This is a genomic window from Pseudoalteromonas prydzensis, assembly GCF_011050055.1.
GTDB classification, from domain to species: Bacteria; Pseudomonadota; Gammaproteobacteria; order Enterobacterales; family Alteromonadaceae; genus Pseudoalteromonas; species Pseudoalteromonas prydzensis_A.
This window is the reverse complement of record NZ_DRGM01000031.1, coordinates 1-22,385: the sequence shown is the minus strand read 5'-3', so window position 1 is coordinate 22,385 and position 22,385 is coordinate 1. Positions and strand designations below refer to the sequence as shown.

The window sequence follows — 22,385 nt, the reverse complement described above, 5'->3', positions numbered from 1 at the left end:
CTATCAAACCGTATAATATGCCCATCAACAATGAACCAAGAATATTAACTGCCAACGTGCCAAAAGGGAATCCCCTGCCCAATAGTTTTAACATGGTTTCGCTAATAAAAAATCGTAAACAGGCACCTGAGGCACCTCCTGCGGCAATCATGAGGTATATCTTAAGGCTTGTCATAGCGTTTTATGTCACTGTGTTGATCGCGCTCTTTGAGGTAGTCGAGCTTTTGTTTAATTTTTTGCTCTAAACCACGATCCGTTGGAAAGTAATATTGTTTATCGGCTATTTGCTCCGGGAAATAGTTTTCACCGGCGGCAAAGGCGCCTTCTTCATTGTGCGCATAGCGATACTCAGCACCATAGCCTAAGTCTTTCATCAAATTTGTTGGGGCATTGCGTAAATGCTCTGGCACCGGATAGCTCGGCTCGTTTTGCGCATCCAGCTTGGCTTGATTAAATGCAGCATACACCGCATTACTTTTCGGTGCGCTGGCTAGGTAAATCGTAGCTTGTGCAATTGCACGCTCGCCTTCACTTGGCCCTACTCGCTGGAAGATGTCCCATGCATTAAGGGCCACTTCCATCGCCCGCGGATCGGCATTACCAATGTCTTCGGTGGCAATGGCAAGTAATCGCCTTGCAACATACAGCGGGTCGCCACCGCCTGCGAGAATTCTGCAATACCAATACAAGGCGCCATCGGGTGAACTACCCCGCACTGATTTATGAAAGGCAGATATTAAATCGTAAAATTCATCGCCGCCTTTATCATACTTGGCTAAATGCGTTGGCAATACTTGGCTGAGTACGTGTTCATCAACTAAATATTGACCGTTTTGCTCAACGGTTAAATCAATCGCTTGCTCAAGTAGATTAAGTACTTTGCGGGCATCACCATCACTTGCTTGACACAGTGCTTGTTTAGCATTTTGTGCAAGCACAATCGTTTTATTTTTTAGCTCATCGTCGCCCGCAAGGGCACGTTCAATAACATTGTGAAGATCGGCTTCTTGCAGCGATTTTAATACATACACTCGTGCTCGGGATAAAATCGCATTATTAAGGGCAAACGAGGGATTTTCGGTAGTCGCACCAACAAAAATAAAAGTACCATCTTCAATATGTGGTAAAAACGCATCTTGCTGGGATTTATTAAAGCGGTGCACTTCATCCACAAATAATAAGGTACGCTGTCCGCGACCTTCAAGGTTATTGCGAGCTTCACTCACCGCATCACGAATGTCTTTGATACCTGCGGTTACTGCCGACATTTGAATTAGCGCCGCATCGGCATGGTTGGCAATAATTTGCGCTAAAGTGGTTTTACCAACGCCTGGCGGCCCCCACAAAATAAGACTGTGGCAACGCCCAGCTAAAATAGCTTGATAGAGTGGCTTATCTTGGCTTAATAGATGTTGCTGGCCAATATACTGATCTAAACTGGTTGGTCGCATGCGCGCCGCAAGTGGGCGCACATCGGGGCCAAAATTAAAGCCTAAATTACTCACTCTAATTATTCACCTTGGCTTTGGTCATCTATTTCAACACCTTCAGGAATATTAAATTCAAAGGTTGAATGAGCTAAACTTTCATTTACTTTGGCATCGCTAAAGGTAAAGGTTGATGATTGCCCAGAGCTGTCTTTTACCAATAGTTGCGCTAAACCGATTTGGTCTTTCGCAAATACAATGTCTAATTGCTCCACTTGGCTTTCTACGCCTTTATTAGGTGTCACACTAAAGCCTGCATCGGTGGCTGTTACTTGATACTTTTGCCACTGCGCAGGATCTTTAGAAGTGAGTAATACAAACGGTGTTGAGTCAATCAAACTGTGAGTATTCATAATCGTTACTTGTTCTGCAAAGCTGTCAAAGTAATAGGTTTTATCGCCATTTGAAACAAATAAGGTATCGTCAGGGCTGGCTTGTTGCCAACGGATCATCATTGGCTGTTGTAAAGCAATATTACCCTTACCTTGCATAATTGACTGACCTTGGTCGTCATTCACTTGCTGTTCGAATTGCGCTTGAAAGCTTTTTAATCCAGCAAGCTTAGCTTGTAATGCTTGGCTGTCATCTGCATACACTGAGGCTGATAACAAGCAGCTGATCGCCAAGGCTAAATAGTTAATTTTTTTCATTTAATTTGCTCCACCATTGGGCACTAATACATCACGGGCACCGTTATGACCTGGTGCGCTCACAATACCCGACGTTTCCATCTGCTCCACTAAACGTGCTGCACGATTATAACCAACACGCAGCTTACGCTGGACACTTGAAACCGACACTTTGCCTGTTTCAATTACAAATGAGACGGCTTCATCATACAAGGGATCAGATTCTTCATCCGCATTCTCACTGGCTTCGCCTGGTAGTAAAATATCTTCCGTGGCGTCACCGTTTAAAATTTCATCTATGTAATTTGGTTTAGCGCGGGCTTTCCAATCATTTACCACCGCATGTACTTCATGGTCATCAACAAACGCGCCATGTACACGTACAGGCACACTAGTGCCCGGCGGTAAATAAAGCATGTCACCCATACCTAACAGGTTTTCTGCACCTTGTTGATCTAAGATGGTACGCGAGTCAATTTTACTTGATACCTGAAACGCCATTCGCGTTGGGATATTCGCTTTAATTAAACCAGTAATAACATCCACTGATGGGCGCTGTGTTGCTAGTATTAAATGAATACCTGCCGCTCGGGCTTTTTGCGCAATACGGGCAATGAGCTCTTCAACTTTTTTACCAACAATCATCATCATGTCGGCAAATTCGTCAATCACCACCACGATGCTCGGTAACTTACCTAACTCGTCTGGTCCCTCTTTCATACCATCAGTATCTTTAAATAATGGATCGAGAATTGGGTAACCCGCTTCTTTCGCATCCAATACCTTTTGGTTGTAACCTTTTAAGTTACGCACACCTAACGCCGACATTAACTTATAACGGCGTTCCATCTCACCTACACACCAACGCAGCGCATTGGCAGCTTCTTTCATATCGGTGACCACTTCACACAGTAAATGTGGGATACCTTCGTAAACAGAAAGTTCCAACATTTTCGGGTCAATCATGATCATACGTACATCATCAGGGCCTGATTTGTACAGTAAGCTTAATATCATCACATTAACACCCACTGACTTACCAGAGCCTGTGGTACCTGCAACTAATAAATGCGGCATTTTACCGAGATCGGCACAGATTGGCTCACCGGCAATATCTTTACCCAATACCATAGTTAATGGCGAAGGATTTTGCTCAAATTTTGGTGCGTCGATCACTTCTGATAACCGCACTATTTCACGGTGTTTATTAGGTAATTCAATCCCTACATAAGTTTTACCCGGAATAACTTCAACAACACGGACACTCACCGCTGATAACGAGCGGGCTAAATCTTTTGCCAGACCGGTAATTTTAGATACTTTAATACCCGGCGCTAAATCAAGCTCAAAACGGGTTACAACAGGCCCAGGATAAACCGCAACAACCGTAGCTTGCACGTTAAAATCAAGTAGTTTAGTTTCAACTAACCGTGACACGGCTTCTAGCTCTTCCGGCGAAATTGGGTTTTTTGCTTTGTCTGGCCTATCCAGTAAATCAAGTGTTGGCAAAGGTGTGCTCGGCGGCTTTTCTTCTAGTAGCTGCTCGAACTTCTCTTTTGCCGTAGGTGGCGGCTGATAGGTACTCTTAGGCTTCGGCATGGGTCGCGCTGGGGATACCACTGTGGTTATCGGTTTTTCAGGCTCAGCAACATGGCTTTGATCAAGTGCATTTAAGGCCGCCGCTGTATCCATTGGTTCATCATCAATGGCACTAAAATTGATTTCTTGATCCAGAATGTCATCCAAATCATCAAATGCCGGATGCGAGTCTTGATGATCTGTTGTCGTTCCTGTGCTTGCTTCAGTAAAGCGAATCGACGGGGTCTGTTTCGTAGCTTTTGCCTCATCGACGGGGGCTTGTTCAACTGTAACTGGCGTATTTGCTGCACGTTCACGTTGTAACCATGCTTGTAAATGATACGCGATAAAATGATAACTACGCATGATCCAGTCGCCAATAAAATCGACAAATTGCACCCAAGACACACCCGTTAACAGGGTTAAGCCGGCAAAAAAGAAACACAATAATAAAATAGACGTGCCAGTAAAATTAAAGGCCGGCATCATAGCTGAGGCTATTACATCACCCACTACCCCACCGGATGAAAAATTATAAATATCATCAAAATTAATACTACTGATGGCCGTTGCCGAGGTTATAAATAATGCAAAACCAATTACGCGAAGCGACAAGGTTGTATAATCAAGTTGAAAAATCTTATGCGGTTGCTTAAATAACAAATAACCAAAGATTTGGATTGCAGCCGGCACTAAATAAGCCAACCAACCAAAAGTAAGTAATAAAATATCGGCAATCCACGCGCCAGCCGCCCCAGTTATGTTTCTTACACTCTCATAACCTGTTTGCGACCAACTAGGATCAGCGGGATCAAAGCTTATCAATGCACACAAAATAAATATGGCGGCAAAGGTGCTGATTATCAAACCGGTTTCTAATAGTCTTTGTACACCGTTTAGGCGCATAACTCGCTATTCCTCATTTTCTTTGTACTTCTTTGTACTCATCTCTTAGCAATGGAATACCTTAGCAGGAAATACTTTTTGTTGCACTTTATCTTAACAATGCTGGCCTGATTATGAACGAGTTTTTATCATTCAAGCAATGTAAGGGCGAATAATCACCCCTTGCTCACCTTTTACTTCTTCCATTACTACATAGGTACGGCTTTCACTGACATTTGGCAGCTTTAATAATATGTCGCCTAATACACCACGATACTCAGACATATCATTTACCCGGGTTTTGAGTAGAAAGTCAAAATTACCAGACACTAAGTGACATTCAATAATTTCATCGTGCTTTTTAACCGCGGCGCTAAACTCATCAAATACATCTGGCGATGTTTTAGTGATCGTCACTTCTACATACACAGAGAGACCTTGGCCGAGTTTAGCTGGGTCAACCACCGCTTTATAGCCAACAATATAGCCTTCGCGTTCAAGCTTTTTAACGCGCTCTAAACAGGGGGTCGCACTGAGCCCTACTCGTCGGGCCAGTTCGACATTTGAAACACGTCCATCGTGTTGTAATTCTATCAAAATCTTACGGTCAATACGGTCTAATAACTCATGCATAGGGCCAACTAGTTTTTTACACTGTTTAAATTGTATTTGTAGATTATATCACTATCATTTCAATTAAAAAAGGTGAGACACACTGGCTTGTCATGAATATAATAGTGAAAAATTTTATCCCGTTCTAACAAGGCAATATTATGATTATCGGTGTACCTAAAGAAATAAAAAACCATGAATACCGTGTAGGTATGGTCCCTGCGAGTGTTCGTGAGTTAGTAAACCACGGCCACCAAGTTTTTGTTGAAACTGATGCAGGTATGGGCATTGGTTTTACTAATGACGACTATATTCAAGCCGGCGCTGAAGTGTTAGCAACCGCAGCTGACGTTTTCGCAACCGCAGAGATGATCGTAAAAGTAAAAGAGCCGCAAGCTGTTGAGCGTGCAATGCTTCGTGAAGATCAAATTCTGTTCACTTACTTACACCTTGCACCCGATCTTCCACAAACTGAAGACCTAGTAAAAAGTGGCGCAGTATGTATTGCCTATGAAACAGTAACTGATTCACGTGGTGGTTTGCCATTACTTGCGCCTATGAGTGAAGTTGCTGGCCGTATGTCTATTCAAGCTGGTGCACAAGCGCTTGAAAAATCAAATCATGGTCGTGGCATGTTATTAGGTGGCGTACCAGGTGTTGAGCCAGCTAAAGTAGTTGTGATCGGTGGCGGTATGGTTGGTCGCAGTGCAGCACAAATGGCTGTCGGCCTAGGTGCTGATGTTGTGGTACTTGATCGTAACATTGACGTACTTCGCGCACTTGACGCTCAGTTTGGCAATAAAGTTAAAGCAATTTACTCAACAGCTGATGCCCTTGAAAAGCATGTACTTGAAGCTGATCTTGTCATTGGTGGCGTACTGATTCCAGGTGCTGCTGCACCTAAGCTAGTAACTGCTGAACACATTAAAGCAATGAAGCCAGGTTCTGCTATTGTTGACGTAGCAATCGACCAAGGTGGTTGTATCGCAACCTCTAAAGCAACTACACACGCTGATCCTACTTTCATCGTTGATGACGTAGTTCACTACTGTGTTGCTAATATGCCAGGTGCTGTACCACGTACATCTACGTTTGCACTTAACAATGCAACATTGCCTTTCATCATTAACCTTGCTAACAAAGGTTACAAAAAAGCATTACTTGATGACGCTAACTTCCTTAAAGGTCTTAACGTAATCAAAGGTCAAGTAACTTATAAAGAAGTTGCTGAAGCATTCAACATGCCATACGTAGATCCACGTACTGCTGTTGAAAATGCATAATTAACCTGAACTCTGGTTAACTCGCATTTAAAAATTAATAAGCCTGTGAACAGTTAGTTCACAGGCTTTTTTTATACCATAAAAAAGTGAGATTACAGCTTACACTGTGGGTTTTTACCCGCTGCTTTCGCTGCTTTTTGCTCATTCAATGCTTGTGGCAATTTTGCTTGTAACTCTTTAATACGATTACCTGGTGCTGGGTGCGTAGACATAAACTCAGGCGTACCACTACTGCCCGCTTTACTCATATTCTGCCAAAGCGTGACCGATTCTTTTGGATTAAATCCCGCTTTCGCCATTAAATCTAAGCCTACTTGATCAGCCTCAGATTCATGTGAACGGCTAAATGGTAAAATCACCCCGTACTGCGCACCTAAGCCAAGCCCTTGCATAATTTCGTTACGGTACTGCACATTTCCCATTTCAAGCGCCATACTGCCCGCTTGCATACCTGTTTGTAGCAGTGAGCTTTGTGAAACACGTTCATTTGAATGCTCGGCAATTACATGCCCCACTTCGTGGCCAATTACAGTTGCAAGCTGATCTTGATTTTCAGCGACTTTTAATAAGCCCGTATGTACACCAATGTAGCCACCGGGTAATGCAAACGCGTTAGCTGAATCGTCTTCAAATACCACCACTTCCCAAGCTTGGCGTGCATACTGTTGCGGTAATACTGCAATCACATCATCAGCAATACACTTTACATAGGCATTTACTTGAGGATTATCATTAATTTTTTGATTCTTTTTCATATCAGCAAAGCTTTGCTGACCCATCTGACTCATTTGTTGATCAGAATAAAGCGCAATTTGCGTGCGCCCTGTTGGCGATGTTTTACAACCCGCTAATACCGCAGTGGCAAGCACAGCCAAAACTAATTTTTTCATTGTATTCCCTCAACTCACATTTAATTATCCCTAGAATAGCAAACCAGTCTGCGATTGAACATATTGCAATAACAGCTAAACACACTACTTCTATGATTAATATGTTAAAGATGATAGTTAGCGTGCAAACTAAGTACCCAAGGGTCACTACCGCTGTTACAATATAGGCCTCTTTTTATTTAATGGGTGAATCATGCAAGACTCGGTCTCTTTGAATAAACGCATTCTGTTACCTTTACTTGCCAGCATTGTAGCAATTACACCATTGGCAATTGATATGTACTTACCTGCAATGTTAGTTATTGCCAATGATCTTAATACCAGCATGCCGAATGTACAAATATCATTAAGTTTGTACTTGGCAGGGTATGCTTTAGGGATGTTATTTTTTGGTCCAATAGCGGATCAAATTGGTCGGCGCGTACTCACCAAAGTTGGGCTCGCATTATTTGGGGTAAGCTCAGTAGCATTGGCCTTTTGTAATGATATTCATCTATTTTGGGCGCTGCGTGCTATTCAAGCCTTTACTGGTGCTGCGGCAACCGTGGTAGTACCTGGCATAATTCGCCATATCTACAAACAAGATACCGCTAAAGGTATGTCGTATGTATCCATGATCATGATGGTTGCCCCTTTGATCGCCCCCACAGTGGGCTCTATGATCATGGGCTTATCTCACTGGCAAACTATCTTTTTGGTACTGGCAAGCTACAGCTTTGTCATTCTGGCGTTAGTGCAAATTTACCTAATTGATATTCCTATTTTTAAAAGTCCGCTAAAAGGCTTTGCGCTATTTTTTGATAGTTATAAAACAGTGTTTAAAAATAAAGATACCCGTGCAGATATTGCCAGTTCAATGTTTGTATCATTCGGCTTTTTTTGCTTTTTAACCGCAGTGCCGTTTGTATACCTTGATTACTTTAAAGTGTCAGAGCAGTTATTTGGTATTTTGTTCGCGTTTAACGTCATGGCGCTAATGTTTGGTAACTTTTTAAATACCCGACTAGTACCGAGGGTTGGCTCGCGAAAGATGCTCTATTATGGTTTAGCGGTTGGCTTTGTTGCTGGCAGTGCGCTACTTACATTCAGTATATTACACCTGTCACTGTATTTTATTGTCGCAGCGATTGCACCATTAATGATGAGTTTAGGGGTGACCGCAAGTAATGCCGATGCACTGATATTAATGCAATTTGAAGAGCGTTCAGGTACAGCTACAGCAGTTATTGGTACTTTACGTTTTGGTAGCGGGGCATTAGTGGGGCCAATTTTAGCGCTGATGCATGCACAAAGTGCAGTGCCATTTTCGAGCTTAATGTTCAGTGCCTTAGTGCTTACACTCATTGCTCAGCTTTGGCACCGAGCTAGAAACAAAAAAAATGCCCGTCGTTAACGGGCATTTTTTATAAACAACTTATTTATTCAGCTGCTTTAGATACCATCACCATTGCAGGGCGTAATAAACGACCATTTAATGTGTAACCTTTTTGCATCACTGCTAATACAGTGTTAGGTGTTACGTCATTACTTGGTTGAATCGACATGGCTTGGTGAAATTCAGGATTAAACTGCTCGCCTTGTGGGTTTACAATTTCAACGCCAAATTTTGCAACCGCATCATTAAAGCTTTTCACAGTCATATCAATCCCTTCAAGCAATGGCTTTAAGGTTTCGTTTTCTTTGTCTGAGAACTCAATAGCACGTTCTAAGTTATCAATAACGGGCAATAATTCGTTAGCGAACTTTTCAAGTGCAAATTTATGCGCTTTTTCTACATCTTGTGCAGCGCGACGACGCATATTATCTACGTCTGCGGCAGCTCGAACGACCCCATCTTTTTGACTCGCAATCGTTTGCTTAGCTTCTTCAAGCTCTGCATAAAGCATGGCAATTTCAGCTTCAGGGCTAATTTCTTCGCCTTCATGAGCATCCGCAGCTTCTACAGCGGCTTCCACTTCGGCTTGCATTTGCTCTAATTCTTCGTTTAATTCGACTTCTTGCTCTGGTGATTTTGTCTGCTCAGACATAATTTAAGTGCTCCAATTCTTTTCAATTGCGGTAATTATGGGGATTGAATCAAAAGATTCAAGAGCCAAATGACTCGATTAATTTAAATTCTTGAATGATTGCTTCAATTTGCGCCGATTTAGGGCAAATTACACAAAAACGACTTTGATATTCTTGATTTTGAAAATACGGTACGCTGATCACCATCAATTCATCACAATCTGTAAATGGCAGCTGCGCAGTGTTTAACACTGACACGCCATTTTTAAATGCCAATTTATCTTCAACAAAGTTTAAAAAAGAGACACCTATATTTAAGCTTTGCTCACAATCAATTTGTCGGTATAGATAATTTTCACCAACGACTATGCTGTTATCTGAGCCTAATTTTTGGCTCAGCTCTCGAGTCCATTGATGCAATGAGTCATGACAATTACGCGGGGCGGTATTTGCCATCGCTTGCATACGATACAAACCTTCCATTAAGGTTTGTTGACTAAACACCGTATTAAGCCAAGTTGCAAATTGATAACGCAAGGTATCTGACGCCTCATCTGGCTTGTGAATACAAATATTATGACTTTGCCCTGCTCTATCAAGCAATAAAATAAGCCAATCATTACTGTCAAAATCTAATACTTCAACTCTAAAAACATGCTGCGAGCTAACTTGCGGTAAACCAACACAACAACACACTTGATAACGCTGGCTCAAACCATGCGCAAGCTCAACTAATTGCGCTTGCGCTGGTTGCCAATACTGGGCAATCTCAGAAAGTGGAAAAAATTCACTTAGCCAGTAATCAAAGCCAGCATTGGTCGGTACTCGTCCGGCAGAGGTATGCGGCGAATATAACAAGCCTATTTTTTCAAGGCGTGACATCGCATTTCTGACCGTTGCTGAGCACACAGCCATGCCTTTTTGTTTAGCAATACGACTCGACGCCACAGGTTGCCCTTCACCATTACAGTACAGGCTCATCACGGCGGAAAATATTTGCTGATCTCGAGGGTTTAAATTCATAGTATCTACATCTTGCTGCATACAGGGGATATCGGGGCGCAATGAGTTTATTTCAAGGTTATTTTCAAACTTGTCTCTTTTGAGTTACTCTACTGATATTAATACTATTGATGCATTTATCATGGAATCACCGTTTAAAACCATAGGTTTAATTGGCAAACCAAATCACAGTGGCGCAGCTGCAACTTTACAGCGCTTATACACTTTTTTAAATGCGCTCGGCTTTAACGTATTATTAGAGCAACGCACTGGCCATCAATTAGCCGATGTACCCAAAGAAAAACTAGTCAAACTGATAGAGCTTGGTGAGCAGGCTGATCTAGCCATTGTTGTGGGTGGTGATGGAAATATGCTAGGTGCAGCGCGCGTTTTAGCCCGCTTTGATGTTGCCGTAATTGGCGTGAACCGTGGAAACTTAGGTTTTCTAACAGATTTAAACCCAGAAGGCTTTGAAGCCAGTTTAGAGCAAGTATTAAGTGGTCAATACATTGAAGAAAAACGCTTTTTACTCGAAGTTGAAGTATACCGCCATGGCGAACTAAAAAGCGCTAACTCAGCGGTGAATGAAGCAGTTTTACACGCCGATAAAGTCGCTCATATGATCGAGTTTGAAGCTTTTATTAATAACGACTTTGTTTTTTCGCAGCGCTCTGATGGCTTAATTGTCTCAACGCCAACAGGTTCTACCGCCTATTCTCTCTCTGGTGGCGGGCCAATTTTAACCCCAGAGCTTAATGCAATTTCATTAGTGCCGATGTTTCCACATACACTATCAAGTAGACCTTTAGTGGTTGATGCAGATAACGAAGTACGCTTAAAATTGAGCTTGGAAAATACCGACAGTTTACAAGTTAGTTGTGATAGTCATGTGGTGCTTGCGGTATTACCTGGCGATGAAGTGCTAATTAAAAAAGCAGATAAGAAATTGCGTCTGATCCATCCTAAAAATTACTCGTATTATCATGTATTAAGAACCAAGTTAAATTGGGGTAGTCGTTTGTATTAATTTCATTGCGCTTAACCATACTTTAGAGCAAAATAGTTGAAATTTATTTGTTACCTTTTTCAGGGAAATTAACGCCTCATGACTTATGTTGTTTTCTTGGCTTTATTATTATTGATCACCCTACTTGGCAGCTATTTAGTGATTGAAAATAACCGCCGCAAAGCACTCGCAGCAAAAAAGAAGTTATTTAATACCCGCGTCAACGAAGTGAATGCGAATGTAAAGTTAAAGCTCAATGAATATTATGAAGCAAAAATAATTCGCCCAAAATACATTCCTCGTATTCAGGTAATTGTTAGTAATTTTTTTGTTGTACAGCCCCACAGCGACGAAAACTTACTTTATTTAGAGCGCCTTGTAGAGTCACTGATCAGTACTATTAATAGTGAACTGGCAAAAACCTATGTCACCGGTGAACGTGATGCGCTCGCAGAGCGCTTAGATTTTTTTGTCAGTGAATTACCCACTGCGGGCTTAGCTTACAATAAAACCTTTTACCATGAATTATTACCTTCACTGATCAAAGTTTTATCTACCAGCGAGTTATCAGCCAATCCTGATGATTATGAAAAAGCTGTTGATCCAGCAAACAATTTTGACACTTCTGTAAATGAGCATTAAATAAACTCGCTAATATAATAAAATTTAATTTGCAAAAACCCAAAACACTGTATAAATTAACAGTTAATTGACTGGATGGATAAACAGTATGTTAATTGGGTTAGAAATTAAAAATTTTGCAATTGTGAGCAATTTAAGCACCGAATGGCAAAGCGGTATGACTGCTATTACCGGTGAAACAGGTGCGGGTAAATCAATCGCTATCGATGCCTTATCATTGTGTTTAGGCGAACGTGCTGAAGCCTCAGCCGTACGACCAGGCACAGAGCGCGCAGAAATTTGTGCGCAATTTGATATTACGGCACTGCCCCTTGCCAAACAATTTTTAGAGCAGCAGCTACTTAGCAATACTGATCAAGAATGTTTATTGCGCCGCGTGATCTGCAAAAATGGTCGCAGTAAAAGCTATATTAATGGTAGCCCTGTAACCGCAGCACAGCTAAAAGAACTCGGCCAACATCTGATCTCAATCCATGGTCAACATGCACACCAACACCTGTTAAAAAGCGAGCATCAATTACAGTTACTCGACGCATATGCTGGGCACCATGCGTTAGTTGATAATGTGCGTCAGCAGTATCGCCATTATCAAAATCTACAAAAAGAATTTACTGTCCTTGAACAAGCACAGCAACAACAGGCAGCACAAAAACAACTATTAGAATATCAAGTTGCTGAGCTTGATGAGTTTGCTTTACAAGCCGATGAGTTTAGCCAGATTGAGGCTGAACATCACAAATTAAGCCACAGCCAGACGATTATTGAAGCGTGTCAGCGTGAGCTGCAACACTTATATGAAAGCGACGAACAAAATGCCTGCTCGATGTTGCAGCACAGTGCCCAACAATTTGCAGAGCTGGCCAGCTTTGATGAAAGCTTAAGTGGCGTTGCTGCATTATTAGCAGAAGCCGCAGTGCAAGTAGAAGAAGCGAGCCGAGAAATTCGTAACTACGCTGAGCAAACAGAGCTTGACCCTAATCGTTTGCTTGACGTTGAAGCGCGCTTAAGTGGTGCGATGGATCTTGCTCGCAAGCATCATATAAAACCGGATCAACTAGTCGAGTTTCACCAGTCGATCAGCCAAGAGCTTGAATCGATCAGTACCAATTCAGCAAGACTCGATGAGCTTAACGATGAGATAAAAACCGCTCTTGATGACTACCACAGTGCTGCAATCGCACTTAGTGCAAGCCGCCAAAGTGCCGCGCATACGTTAAATGAACTGATCAGTGCAAGTATGGCGAACCTGTCGATGGAAAACGGCCTGTTTGAAATTGCGCTAAAACAAGAACATGATCGTGCGCCAAACAGCTTAGGTTTTGACAACATTGCCTTTTTAGTCTCGACTAACCCAGGCCAACCGTTACAACCATTATCAAAAGTTGCCTCCGGTGGCGAGCTGTCACGTATAAGTTTAGCGATCCAAGTTATTATTGCGCAAAAAGTCACTACGCCAACGCTTATTTTTGATGAAGTGGATGTAGGTATTTCGGGACCAACCGCCTCTGCTGTTGGAAAGTTATTACGTCAACTGGGTAAATCTACTCAGGTAATTTGTGTAACCCATTTACCGCAAGTGGCCAGCTCAGGACATCAGCAATTTTTTGTTGCCAAGGAAATTGCTGATGGTGAAACTTTCACCCAAATGCTACCTCTGAATAAGCATGGTCGTATTGATGAAATTGCCCGTTTACTTGGTGGTGATAACATCAGTAAAACAGCCAAAGCTAACGCCAAAGAGTTAATTATGGCGCATGCTTAAAACTGTAGCCTATAGAGCTAATAGCACAATTAATGCTGCACCCTTTGACAAAACACTAGCAAGCCTTACTAATGGTTGTAAGGCTTGCAAACTAACCTAAGTACACTTTTACAATGATGAAAAAAACAGACTCAACAAAATTAGCAAGCCTCTTGTTTAGCTTAATATTCCTAACTGGTTGCAACGACTATTTTATCACTGACGGAACATCGACTTTCCCTGCATGGCAGCCGCTATTAATCATAGCAACTAGCTGCTTGGTGTTAATACCAATACTGAGTTTAGCGCTGTTGATATTTAGCCAGTGGAAACACATTCAGTTTAAAATTACACTACAGCGTTATTTGCATGGCTCCCTTATTTTAATGCTCGCTATTGCCTGGTTTATTGAGGTAGGTTTAGTGCAACGCACTGATAATCGTGTAGATTTAATGCTCACCTTATGTGCACTGGGTACGCAAATGGCGTTGGTTTTGTTTGCATTTGTGCGTGTAAATAAACAACAAAAAATGCTCTACCGCGCGAACAACTTTTTATAAATGGTTGTAAACAAAGCCAAATAAAAACATTTAATTTACATAATTGACACATTACGGTTACCCGCATACACTCAAGAAAATAATAAAATCGATGGAGTGAATAATGAACGCAACACAATTAAAACGCTGTTATGCAACATTACAACTAGGAGTCGGTAAAGCAGATGGACGCCTCACCTTAACAGATAATATTTTGCACTTTGAGGCCCTCAATAAACAACTTCGCCTAGGCAGCTACGCAATAAAACTTAATAATATCTCTCATGTTGAGAAATGCGCTGGTAAAGCAGCCGGTTTGATCCCTATCACAACGTCAGGGATTAAAATAACCACCAAAGAAAATCATCACTTAGAGTTTATTTTAGCTGAACCCGATGAGTGGCTGAATTGCCTGCAAGCGAGGCATTGAAAAGGTTAAAGGGACAAGTTGCTAGGTTGGAGGTGCTAGGGAAAAGCCAGAACAGTCCAGTGTTAAATTTACCACCGTTGGTTGAGTTGAGTGTAACGAAACTCAGCCATGAATGATTAAAACTGAATGTGACGGCTTTGAGCGAAATAAACAGTAGCTCTAACACCCTTTTTGACATTTCTGAGTTAGAGCCGTAGGACGGCTCTGTGGCAAACTCGGTCGTTCGAACGCCTAAATAACAGCTCACTGTTTTTAGTTCTTGTTGATTGCCTTATTATACATATTTTTCACAAGCCTTTTTGCCAGCGTTGCGGATATAAACTTTTAAAAGCTATATCTATAAGCTCTGATCTGCTTATGTAACCTTTCTTGTATTTAGTTCGATAATATAGAGTAAAGCTGTAAGGGCACAAAATACATAAAGACAAACTAACAAGGTTATTATACAACTTACAAAAAGCTCAATTATAACCGTTTGATCACATTGTCTTATCGGCACATCGCTTTCTATACCAAAGTAAGAGCTAAGAACAAACATAAGATAAAAAGCAAGGCTGCCACCAAGCAAACACCCGGCCCCACCTACTTTTGAAGATTCAGCATAAAATTTAGGCTTTAGATTTAACTGACTTTGAATTCCACGGATTAGAATGCCGATGCTCCCAATATGTATAACGCTTTGCTAATGGGAAATTACAGTGCGGGCTTTTTGCGTGTTTTTGCAAAAAGCGTGACCGTAGTAATTTTCCTGATTTAGCAACTTGTTAGTTGCCGACCAAATTTAAATTTACGGCAACTAGAATTATAAAAATACCCAATACAGCTCTTCGTGACCAAAATAAAACTTTATAAATTGATCTATTAACTTCACTAACCGAAAGAGCCAACTCATTATTGAATTTCATTGCCTCAGTAATCACCTGTTGCTTGCTACCTTCAAGCTTATATATTTCAGGTTTTAACTTGGCTATTTTATTATATACAAGCTCTAAATGAACCATTGAAATAACCAAAATCAGAACCCAACCCAAAGCAAAAAAGTAACGAATTTCCAAAGAGCCTCCTTAGGCAACTAGACATAATGACTCCCACACGGTGTTAGCCTCCGCTTTTCGTGGGTTAGCTTAATTCAAAGCCAGAGCCATAATTAGTTTGTCAATTAACTAAACAGCAGAGGCTAACATGAATAAACATAGCATACTTTTTATCGGACTTGATACACATAAAGAATTCAATGAAGTCGCCTATATTGAGAGCATAGAGGTGCACAACCTGTTCACCTTGGTCAAGTTTCTTCTTCCAAAGTCACTGTTCAAAAGCTTGTACGTCAGTGAATACAAAACTTAGATTGCCAAGAATACCCGCATGATAAACGAATTAGAGTTAATGTATGGGATCAAGCATCGACGGCGTTGCCTACATGGATGTAGGTAAGGGGCGTGAGCAGGACGCGGAAGCTTTAGGATGGCAATGCAGCTAACGCTGCATTGAACCACGCACATAGACTGAAGACAGGTGCCATCGGTGACCGCCACGGGACGCACTAAGTAAGGTTTGCTCAGTTACTAGAAATAGTAATAACCAACGACAAAATTGTCTGGAACAATTTTGAACAGCGTAGCTGATTTACGCAAAGCAGGACGCCTGCTGCCATATCAGCAAGACAACCGACGAAATTACTTGCTTCATCCTATGTATTAACTCGCTCTAATTCGAGCTGAAGTAATTATGGCTTAAAAAGTTAGGCAAGGATCAGTGTGTTTAACTTGACAGTGGGAGTCATACCAACGCTCATTTAAGGGGCTGATAATAGTTTGCTAAAATTGTGTGGCGAAACGAAACCGAGCAAACTGTTAGCAGTCCCGCTTGAAATTCTTCTTAGGTTTCAGTTGCTAATAACTCCATTGCAACAGCTAACTTTATTTGTTGGATCTTACTTAGTTTATGGCGATACTCTAGAAGAGTAAAAGTATCCATACCTGTACATTCAGGACAATCTAACTCGACTTCTACTCTACCAACCATCCGTGATTCAATAAGTAACCAATAATAAACAATTCTGTCATCCGGAAAGGAGTCTAAAACAATGACTTTAGTTGTATCCAAGTCATTGTCTAAAAAGAAGGTTTTTACTTGAGACTCAACTGATTTTGAAAATACGGATGAAGTATTTCTTAAAAGCTCCGATTTTATTTCCTTTTCAGTTTTAGAGCCAACCAATTTCACAACATTCTCCTTGAAACCTAACGAGCCTGTAGAATTACTCGTCTTTAATTTATTTTTATTGATGCATTAACCATAGCCGAGTTGCTATTTTGATTCAATCGGTTACTTCGATTTCACGTAAAATATAAAAAGAGAATTTGCTGGTGTTTTAGTTAGTGTTTGAGTGGCTTATTTTTGGGAATAAGCGCTTACACTTTCTTAATGCATCGTGTTTTGCAGCTTTTCTATATTATGAACTAAGCAATACAATTGTCATTGGGCATTCACTTTCGTTTGTCCGCGTAAGGTACAAAACTGACTGGGTTTTACCTCTGCGACTTAAATATAGTCTTAATGTCTGCTCTTAAGCGCAGCGTCTCTTAACCTCTTTGTGAATCATTATTTAAATGGCTTTTCCACAATTGAGTGATATAAAACACTCGATAATGCAAGTTCCTGATGCAGGCTAATAATGTATTTTTTCGTTGGGTTTCGTTCTACTACTCAACACTACCTACATCGCTTACTTTAACACCGAGTAACTTAAAACTTATGGCTTATGGCTTATGGCTTATGGCTTATGGCTTATGGCTATTATTGAAGCCATAAAAAAAGCAAGCCAATTGGCTTGCTCTTTACTCTTTGACCCGTAAAAGTCTTACACTTTCAAGTAGTCCATGATCCCTTCGGCGGCGTTGCGCCCTTCGAAGATAGCGGTGACTACTAAATCTGAGCCGCGCACTATATCGCCGCCGGCAAAGATTTTAGGGTTAGTTGTTTGATGGGTAAATTCACCTTGCTCTGGTGCGTTAATGCCGCCCCAGTGGTTTATTTCTACATCGTACTTTTCTAACCAATCCATTTTGTGTGGTTTGAAACCAAACGCCATGAGTACTTGGTCGGCTTCAATCACATGCTCAGAACCCGGGATCACTTCAGCTCTGCTGCGGCCTTTTTCATCTGGTTCACCCATTTGGGTTTTCACCATTTGTACGCCTGCAACATGGCCGTTGTCGTTTAGTACTATACCGGTTGGCTGCACGTTAAAGGTAAATTCAACACCCTCTTCTTTGGCATTTTTCACTTCACGTCTTGAGCCTGGCATGTTTTCTTCATCACGACGATAAGCGCAGATTACTTTTGTTGCACCTTGACGAATTGAGGTACGTACACAGTCCATCGCGGTATCACCACCACCTAACACCACAACTTTTTGCTCTGCCATGTCAATGTAAGCTTGATTCGATTCGTCATAACCCATGACGCGGTTGGTATTACCGATCAAGAACGGCAACGCATCATGAACACCTGGTGCATCTTCATTCTCAAGGCCCGCACGCATGCTTTGATAAGTCCCCACTCCCAAAAATACTGCGTCGTATTCGGCCAATATTTCATCCATAGTGATATCAACACCGACTTCAGTGTTAAGTTTAAACTCAACCCCCATTTCGGTGAAAATTTCACGACGTTTTTGCATGACTTGTTTTTCAAGTTTGAACGATGGAATACCAAAGGTAAGCAAGCCACCAATTTCTGGGTGACGGTCAAATACCACTGGTTTTACACCATTACGCACTAGAATATCAGCGCAACCTAGGCCCGCAGGCCCCGCACCGATGATAGCGACTTTTTTATCTGTCCATACCACGTACGACATATCAGGCTTCCAGCCCATTTTGAATGCAGTATCAGTAATATATTTTTCAATATTACCTATGGTGACGGCACCAAACTCTTCGTCTAATGTACATGAACCTTCACACAAACGGTCTTGCGGGCACACCCGGCCACACACTTCTGGTAAACTATTTGTGCGGTGTGATAGCTCCGCGGCTTCAAGGATACGGCCAGTGCGAATTAACTTTAACCACTGTGGGATATAGTTATGCACTGGGCATTTCCATTCACAATACGGATTACCACAATCTAGGCAGCGATCCGCTTGTGAGTTTACTTGCTTCTCTGAAAAGGGTTCGTAAATTTCAACAAATGATTTTTTACGTGATGAAATTGGCTTTTTGCGGGGATCAACCCGCTGCACGTCTATAAATTGATATACATTCTCGCTCATACTACCCCCTTACTGTGCTTGAACACGAAGTTCAGCACTACTACGAGCGCGATGCCCGAGTAAACTTTTCACATCACTTGATTTCGGCTTAACTAGTTTGAATTTTGGTAAATACGCTTCAAAACTGGCTAAAATAGTTTCTGCACGGCTTGAGCCAGTTAGTTCTAAATGCTCAGCAATTAGACCACGCAAATGCTCTTGGTGTGACGCTAGCTCATCTAACAGCACCACTTCGACTAGCTCTGGATTGATGCGTTTTTCAAAGTCATTACGCTCATCCAAAATATAGGCAAAGCCGCCGGTCATACCGGCACCAAAGTTCACGCCTACATTGCCCAGCACGCAAACTACGCCACCGGTCATGTACTCACAGCCATTATCACCTACGCCTTCAACAACCGCTTGCACGCCTGAGTTACGAACCGCAAAACGCTCTCCAGCACAACCTGCAGCAAACAGCTTGCCACCCGTTGCACCATATAAACAGGTATTACCTGCAATGGTCGCTTTGTGGCTTGCAAATGACGAACCCAGTGGTGGGCGAATAACCAGCTTACCGCCCGCCATGCCTTTACCGACGTAATCGTTAGCATCGCCGACTAGGGTCATTTCTAGACCACCAGCATTCCATACACCAAATGATTGACCCGCGGTTCCGTGTAACTCAATCGAGACAGGATCTGCCGCCATGCCTTGGTTACCATGTTTATCGGCAATATAACCCGATAACATCGCGCCCACTGAACGGTCGGTGTTACAAATACGGCTGACCAGTGAAATACCGCTGCTCTCATCAATTGCTTGTTGAGCTTTAGCTAATAACGTTTCGTTTAACTTACCTAAGTAATGCGACGTATTCGGTGCGCTGCAGTATAAGGTTTCACCAGTTGGGTTATTCGGCTGTGCAATCACTGACGATAAATCAATTTTTTGCTGCTTTGCCGTTTTACCTTCAATCGCTTCGAGTAAATCAAGACGACCAATTAAGTCTGTTAATTTGGCAACCCCAAGGCTTGCCATAATTTCACGGGCTTCTTGAGCAATAAACTTAAAGTAGTTCATCGCCATTTCTGGTAGGCCGTGATAATGCTTTTGACGCAATGTTTCGTCTTGCGTTGCTACACCGGTTGCACAGTTATTCAGGTGGCAAATACGTAGGTATTTACAACCAAGCGCAACCATAGGACCCGTACCAAAACCAAAGCTCTCTGCGCCTAAAATAGCGGCTTTGATGATATCAAGGCCGGTTTTTAAACCACCATCAGTTTGCAAACGAATACGATGACGTAAACCGTTTTCAACCAGCGCTTGTTGTGTTTCAGCAAGACCTAGCTCCCACGGGCTACCCGCATATTTAACCGAGGTAAGCGGGCTTGCGCCAGTACCGCCGTCATAGCCTGAAATAGTAATTAAATCAGCATACGCTTTAGCAACACCAGTGGCGATGGTGCCCACACCTGGCTCTGATACCAGTTTTACTGAGATCAGCGCTTTAGGGTTTACTTGTTTTAAATCGAAAATAAGCTGAGCTAAATCTTCAATCGAATAAATATCGTGATGCGGTGGAGGTGAAATTAAGGTCACACCCGGTACCGAGTAACGCAGCTTAGCAATATACGGGGTGACTTTTTCGCCCGGTAATTGCCCGCCCTCACCTGGTTTTGCACCTTGCGCTACTTTAATTTGGATCACGTCAGCACTGCGTAAATAATGCGGCGTTACGCCAAAACGACCTGACGCAACTTGTTTAATACGTGAATTTTTCTCAGTACCATAACGTAGTTTGTCTTCGCCGCCTTCACCTGAATTTGAACAACCACCTAAACGGTTCATCGCAATTGCAAGCGCTTCATGCGCCTCTGGCGATAATGCACCGATACTCATTGCGGCTGAATCAAAGCGCTTATAAAGATCAGTAGCAGGCTCAACATCATCAATACTGATCCCCTCTGCTGGCAGTTTAAGTGCAAGCATGTCACGCAATGTAGCGATTGGGCGCTTATTAACGAGATCTGCGTATACGCTGTAATCAGAATACTCGCCTGAGCGCACCGCTTTTTGTAGCGTTTGAATAACATCAGGGTTGTACGCGTGGTACTCGCCGCCATGAACATACTTTAATAAGCCACCATGGCTGAGTAATTTACGTTTACTCAATGCCAAAGTATGTAACTTGCGTTGATCATCATCAAAATCAGTAAAGCACGCGCCTTTAATGCGACTTGCCACACCATTAAAACAGGTATCAACAATTGCATCAGACAAACCAACCGCTTCAAACAGCATTGAACAACGATATGATGCCACGGTACTAATACCCATTTTTGACATGATCTTGTACAAGCCTTTGTTGATGGCATTACGATAAGCAAGCGTAACTTCACAATAGCTCTTGTTGATCACTTTAGAGTCGCTCATCGCAACCAGTGATTCATAAGCAAGGTATGGGTAAATTGCCGTTGCACCAAAACCAATTAATACCGCGAATTGGTGTGCATCACGAACACTACCTGTTTCAATAATGATATTTGATTCACAACGTAAGTTGTTATCAACTAAACGCTTTTGTACCGCCCCAACAGCCATAGCGGCAGGAATTGGTAGTTTATTTTCATCAAAATTACGGTCGCTTAAAAACAACATCACACAGCCAGCAGCGGCTTTTTCTTGCGCTTCGTCACAAATACGGGTTACCGCATCGCCAAGGCCTTCTTCTTTGCTGTAAGTGATATCGATTTTGCAATAGCTGTAATGCGCTTGATCGGCACTAAGTAGCTGCTGCATATCAGCATACATTAAAATTGGCGTATCAAACTGTAGACGCTTAGCGTGTCCTGTGGTCTCGTTAAACACGTTTTGCTCACTACCGATACAGGTCGCCAGCGACATTACATGATTTTCACGCAGTGGATCGATTGGCGGATTCGTTACTTGCGCAAACTTTTGGCGGAAGTAATCAAACAATGAGCGGTTACCTTCCGAAAGCACTGCAAATGGCGTGTCATCACCCATTGAACCGGTGGCTTCTTGACCAATTTCACCCATCACGCGAATAACGCTATCAAGTTCTTCATTGGTGTAACCAAACATTTTTTGGTATTTCAGTAATGTTTCGTCATCAAACGAACGGTTGCCCGCATCTTGCTCTGACAACTGTTCAAACGGCGTTAAGCGCTTAACATTGGCCTCAAGCCATGCTTTATATGGGTGGCGAGATTTAAGATCGCGATCAATTTCGTCTGAGTGCCAAATTTTACCTAACTGAGTATCAATAACGAGTAGCTCACCAGGGCCAACGCGGCCTTTCTCAACCACTTCATCGGCGGTGTAATCCCAAATACCAACCTCTGAGGCCAGTGTAATAAAGCCATCTTG

Annotated in this window: 19 protein-coding genes and 2 pseudogenes; 8 read left to right on the top strand and 13 right to left on the bottom strand. The window is 42.2% G+C overall.

Annotation, left to right across the window (positions count from 1 at the left end):
* The 5 genes from ENH88_RS02550 to lrp form a co-directional block, all read right to left on the bottom strand.
* A partial coding sequence (locus ENH88_RS02550; protein WP_304179110.1) for a CrcB family protein occupies positions 1-175 on the bottom strand: 175 nt, incomplete at its 3' end.
* Positions 162-1,505 (bottom strand): replication-associated recombination protein A, encoded by a 1,344-nt coding sequence (locus ENH88_RS02545; protein ID WP_304179108.1) that lies wholly within the window; start codon positions 1,503-1,505, stop codon positions 162-164. The genes ENH88_RS02545 and ENH88_RS02550, both read right to left, overlap by 14 nt.
* A gap of 5 nt (positions 1,506-1,510) precedes the next feature.
* Positions 1,511-2,137, bottom strand: coding sequence for an outer membrane lipoprotein chaperone LolA (gene lolA / locus ENH88_RS02540; RefSeq protein WP_304179106.1), 627 nt, complete (start codon positions 2,135-2,137; stop codon positions 1,511-1,513).
* Positions 2,138-4,600, bottom strand: a complete 2,463-nt coding sequence (locus ENH88_RS02535; protein ID WP_304179103.1) for a DNA translocase FtsK — start codon at positions 4,598-4,600, stop codon at positions 2,138-2,140.
* Positions 4,601-4,732: 132 nt separating this feature from the next.
* Positions 4,733-5,212 (bottom strand): leucine-responsive transcriptional regulator Lrp, encoded by a 480-nt coding sequence (gene lrp, locus ENH88_RS02530; RefSeq protein WP_304179101.1) that lies wholly within the window; start codon positions 5,210-5,212, stop codon positions 4,733-4,735.
* A gap of 140 nt (positions 5,213-5,352) precedes the next feature.
* On the opposite strand from lrp, the gene ald reads away from it, so the two are divergent.
* Positions 5,353-6,474 (top strand): alanine dehydrogenase, encoded by a 1,122-nt coding sequence (gene ald / locus ENH88_RS02525; RefSeq protein WP_304179099.1) that lies wholly within the window; start codon positions 5,353-5,355, stop codon positions 6,472-6,474.
* A 92-nt stretch (positions 6,475-6,566) separates the two neighbouring features.
* Here the strand turns inward: ald and ENH88_RS02520 are convergent, their stop codons facing one another.
* Positions 6,567-7,364, bottom strand: a complete 798-nt coding sequence (locus ENH88_RS02520; RefSeq protein ID WP_304179096.1) for a M48 family metallopeptidase — start codon at positions 7,362-7,364, stop codon at positions 6,567-6,569.
* 193 nt (positions 7,365-7,557) lie between these two features.
* Here ENH88_RS02520 and ENH88_RS02515 point away from each other — a divergent pair, with 193 nt between their 5' ends.
* Positions 7,558-8,757 (top strand): Bcr/CflA family efflux MFS transporter, encoded by a 1,200-nt coding sequence (locus tag ENH88_RS02515; protein ID WP_304179095.1) that lies wholly within the window; start codon positions 7,558-7,560, stop codon positions 8,755-8,757.
* A gap of 25 nt (positions 8,758-8,782) precedes the next feature.
* Here ENH88_RS02515 and grpE read toward each other — a convergent pair whose 3' ends face one another.
* Together grpE and ENH88_RS02505 are read right to left on the bottom strand one after the other, a co-directional pair.
* Positions 8,783-9,391: a nucleotide exchange factor GrpE gene (gene grpE, locus ENH88_RS02510; protein WP_304179092.1), complete on the bottom strand. Its 609-nt coding sequence runs from the start codon at positions 9,389-9,391 to the stop codon at positions 8,783-8,785.
* Between the two features lie 58 nt (positions 9,392-9,449).
* Complete coding sequence (locus ENH88_RS02505) at positions 9,450-10,415, bottom strand: HrcA family transcriptional regulator (RefSeq protein ID WP_304179090.1); 966 nt, start codon at positions 10,413-10,415, stop codon at positions 9,450-9,452.
* A 100-nt stretch (positions 10,416-10,515) separates the two neighbouring features.
* Between ENH88_RS02505 and nadK the strand changes: the two genes are divergently transcribed.
* From nadK to ENH88_RS02480, 5 genes are all read left to right on the top strand, one after another.
* Positions 10,516-11,400 (top strand): NAD(+) kinase, encoded by an 885-nt coding sequence (nadK, locus tag ENH88_RS02500; protein WP_304179088.1) that lies wholly within the window; start codon positions 10,516-10,518, stop codon positions 11,398-11,400.
* A 78-nt stretch (positions 11,401-11,478) separates the two neighbouring features.
* Entirely contained in the window at positions 11,479-12,021 is a 543-nt protein-coding gene (locus ENH88_RS02495; protein WP_304179086.1) for a hypothetical protein, read from the top strand.
* An 88-nt stretch (positions 12,022-12,109) separates the two neighbouring features.
* On the top strand, positions 12,110-13,783 hold the full coding sequence (gene recN, locus ENH88_RS02490; RefSeq protein ID WP_304179083.1) for a DNA repair protein RecN: 1,674 nt from the start codon (positions 12,110-12,112) through the stop codon (positions 13,781-13,783).
* 113 nt (positions 13,784-13,896) lie between these two features.
* Positions 13,897-14,322, top strand: a complete 426-nt coding sequence (locus tag ENH88_RS02485; protein ID WP_304179081.1) for a hypothetical protein — start codon at positions 13,897-13,899, stop codon at positions 14,320-14,322.
* A gap of 103 nt (positions 14,323-14,425) precedes the next feature.
* The gene (locus tag ENH88_RS02480) at positions 14,426-14,731 is read left to right on the top strand and encodes a GRAM domain-containing protein (protein WP_304179079.1); all 306 of its coding nucleotides are present in this window, start codon (positions 14,426-14,428) and stop codon (positions 14,729-14,731) included.
* A gap of 764 nt (positions 14,732-15,495) precedes the next feature.
* Here ENH88_RS02480 and ENH88_RS02475 read toward each other — a convergent pair.
* Complete coding sequence (locus ENH88_RS02475) at positions 15,496-15,786, bottom strand: hypothetical protein (RefSeq protein ID WP_304179078.1); 291 nt, start codon at positions 15,784-15,786, stop codon at positions 15,496-15,498.
* A 127-nt stretch (positions 15,787-15,913) separates the two neighbouring features.
* On the opposite strand from ENH88_RS02475, the pseudogene ENH88_RS02470 reads away from it, so the two are divergent.
* A pseudogene (locus tag ENH88_RS02470) lies at positions 15,914-16,062 on the top strand (IS110 family transposase); the annotation flags it as partial.
* Positions 16,063-16,609: 547 nt separating this feature from the next.
* Here ENH88_RS02470 and ENH88_RS02465 read toward each other — a convergent pair.
* From ENH88_RS02465 to gltB, 4 genes and pseudogenes are all read right to left on the bottom strand, one after another.
* Positions 16,610-16,957, bottom strand: a complete 348-nt coding sequence (locus ENH88_RS02465) for a hypothetical protein (RefSeq protein WP_304179075.1) — start codon at positions 16,955-16,957, stop codon at positions 16,610-16,612.
* Between the two features lie 198 nt (positions 16,958-17,155).
* A pseudogene (locus ENH88_RS23245) lies at positions 17,156-17,245 on the bottom strand (transposase); the annotation flags it as partial.
* Between the two features lie 349 nt (positions 17,246-17,594).
* Positions 17,595-19,010 carry an FAD-dependent oxidoreductase gene (locus tag ENH88_RS02460; RefSeq protein ID WP_304179073.1) on the bottom strand — a complete coding sequence of 472 codons (1,416 nt, stop codon included), beginning with the start codon at positions 19,008-19,010 and terminating at the stop codon, positions 17,595-17,597.
* A gap of 9 nt (positions 19,011-19,019) precedes the next feature.
* Positions 19,020-22,385, bottom strand: a 3,366-nt coding sequence (gene gltB / locus ENH88_RS02455; protein WP_304179071.1) for a glutamate synthase large subunit, incomplete at its 5' end; no start/stop codon positions are given.

Bases quoted from the DNA above. Each gene is read 5' to 3' on its own strand.
- lolA (WP_304179106.1), bottom strand. From the start codon at position 2,137: ATGAAAAAAATTAACTATTTAGCCTTGGCGATCAGCTGCTTGTTATCA.
- ENH88_RS02535 (WP_304179103.1), bottom strand. From the start codon at position 4,600: ATGCGCCTAAACGGTGTACAAAGACTATTAGAAACCGGTTTGATAATC.
- lrp (WP_304179101.1), bottom strand. From the start codon at position 5,212: ATGCATGAGTTATTAGACCGTATTGACCGTAAGATTTTGATAGAATTA.
- ald (WP_304179099.1), top strand. From the start codon at position 5,353: ATGATTATCGGTGTACCTAAAGAAATAAAAAACCATGAATACCGTGTA.
- ENH88_RS02520 (WP_304179096.1), bottom strand. From the start codon at position 7,364: ATGAAAAAATTAGTTTTGGCTGTGCTTGCCACTGCGGTATTAGCGGGT.
- ENH88_RS02515 (WP_304179095.1), top strand. From the start codon at position 7,558: ATGCAAGACTCGGTCTCTTTGAATAAACGCATTCTGTTACCTTTACTT.
- grpE (WP_304179092.1), bottom strand. From the start codon at position 9,391: ATGTCTGAGCAGACAAAATCACCAGAGCAAGAAGTCGAATTAAACGAA.
- ENH88_RS02505 (WP_304179090.1), bottom strand. From the start codon at position 10,415: ATGCAGCAAGATGTAGATACTATGAATTTAAACCCTCGAGATCAGCAA.
- nadK (WP_304179088.1), top strand. From the start codon at position 10,516: ATGGAATCACCGTTTAAAACCATAGGTTTAATTGGCAAACCAAATCAC.
- ENH88_RS02495 (WP_304179086.1), top strand. From the start codon at position 11,479: ATGACTTATGTTGTTTTCTTGGCTTTATTATTATTGATCACCCTACTT.
- recN (WP_304179083.1), top strand. From the start codon at position 12,110: ATGTTAATTGGGTTAGAAATTAAAAATTTTGCAATTGTGAGCAATTTA.
- ENH88_RS02485 (WP_304179081.1), top strand. From the start codon at position 13,897: ATGATGAAAAAAACAGACTCAACAAAATTAGCAAGCCTCTTGTTTAGC.
- ENH88_RS02480 (WP_304179079.1), top strand. From the start codon at position 14,426: ATGAACGCAACACAATTAAAACGCTGTTATGCAACATTACAACTAGGA.
- ENH88_RS02460 (WP_304179073.1), bottom strand. From the start codon at position 19,010: ATGAGCGAGAATGTATATCAATTTATAGACGTGCAGCGGGTTGATCCC.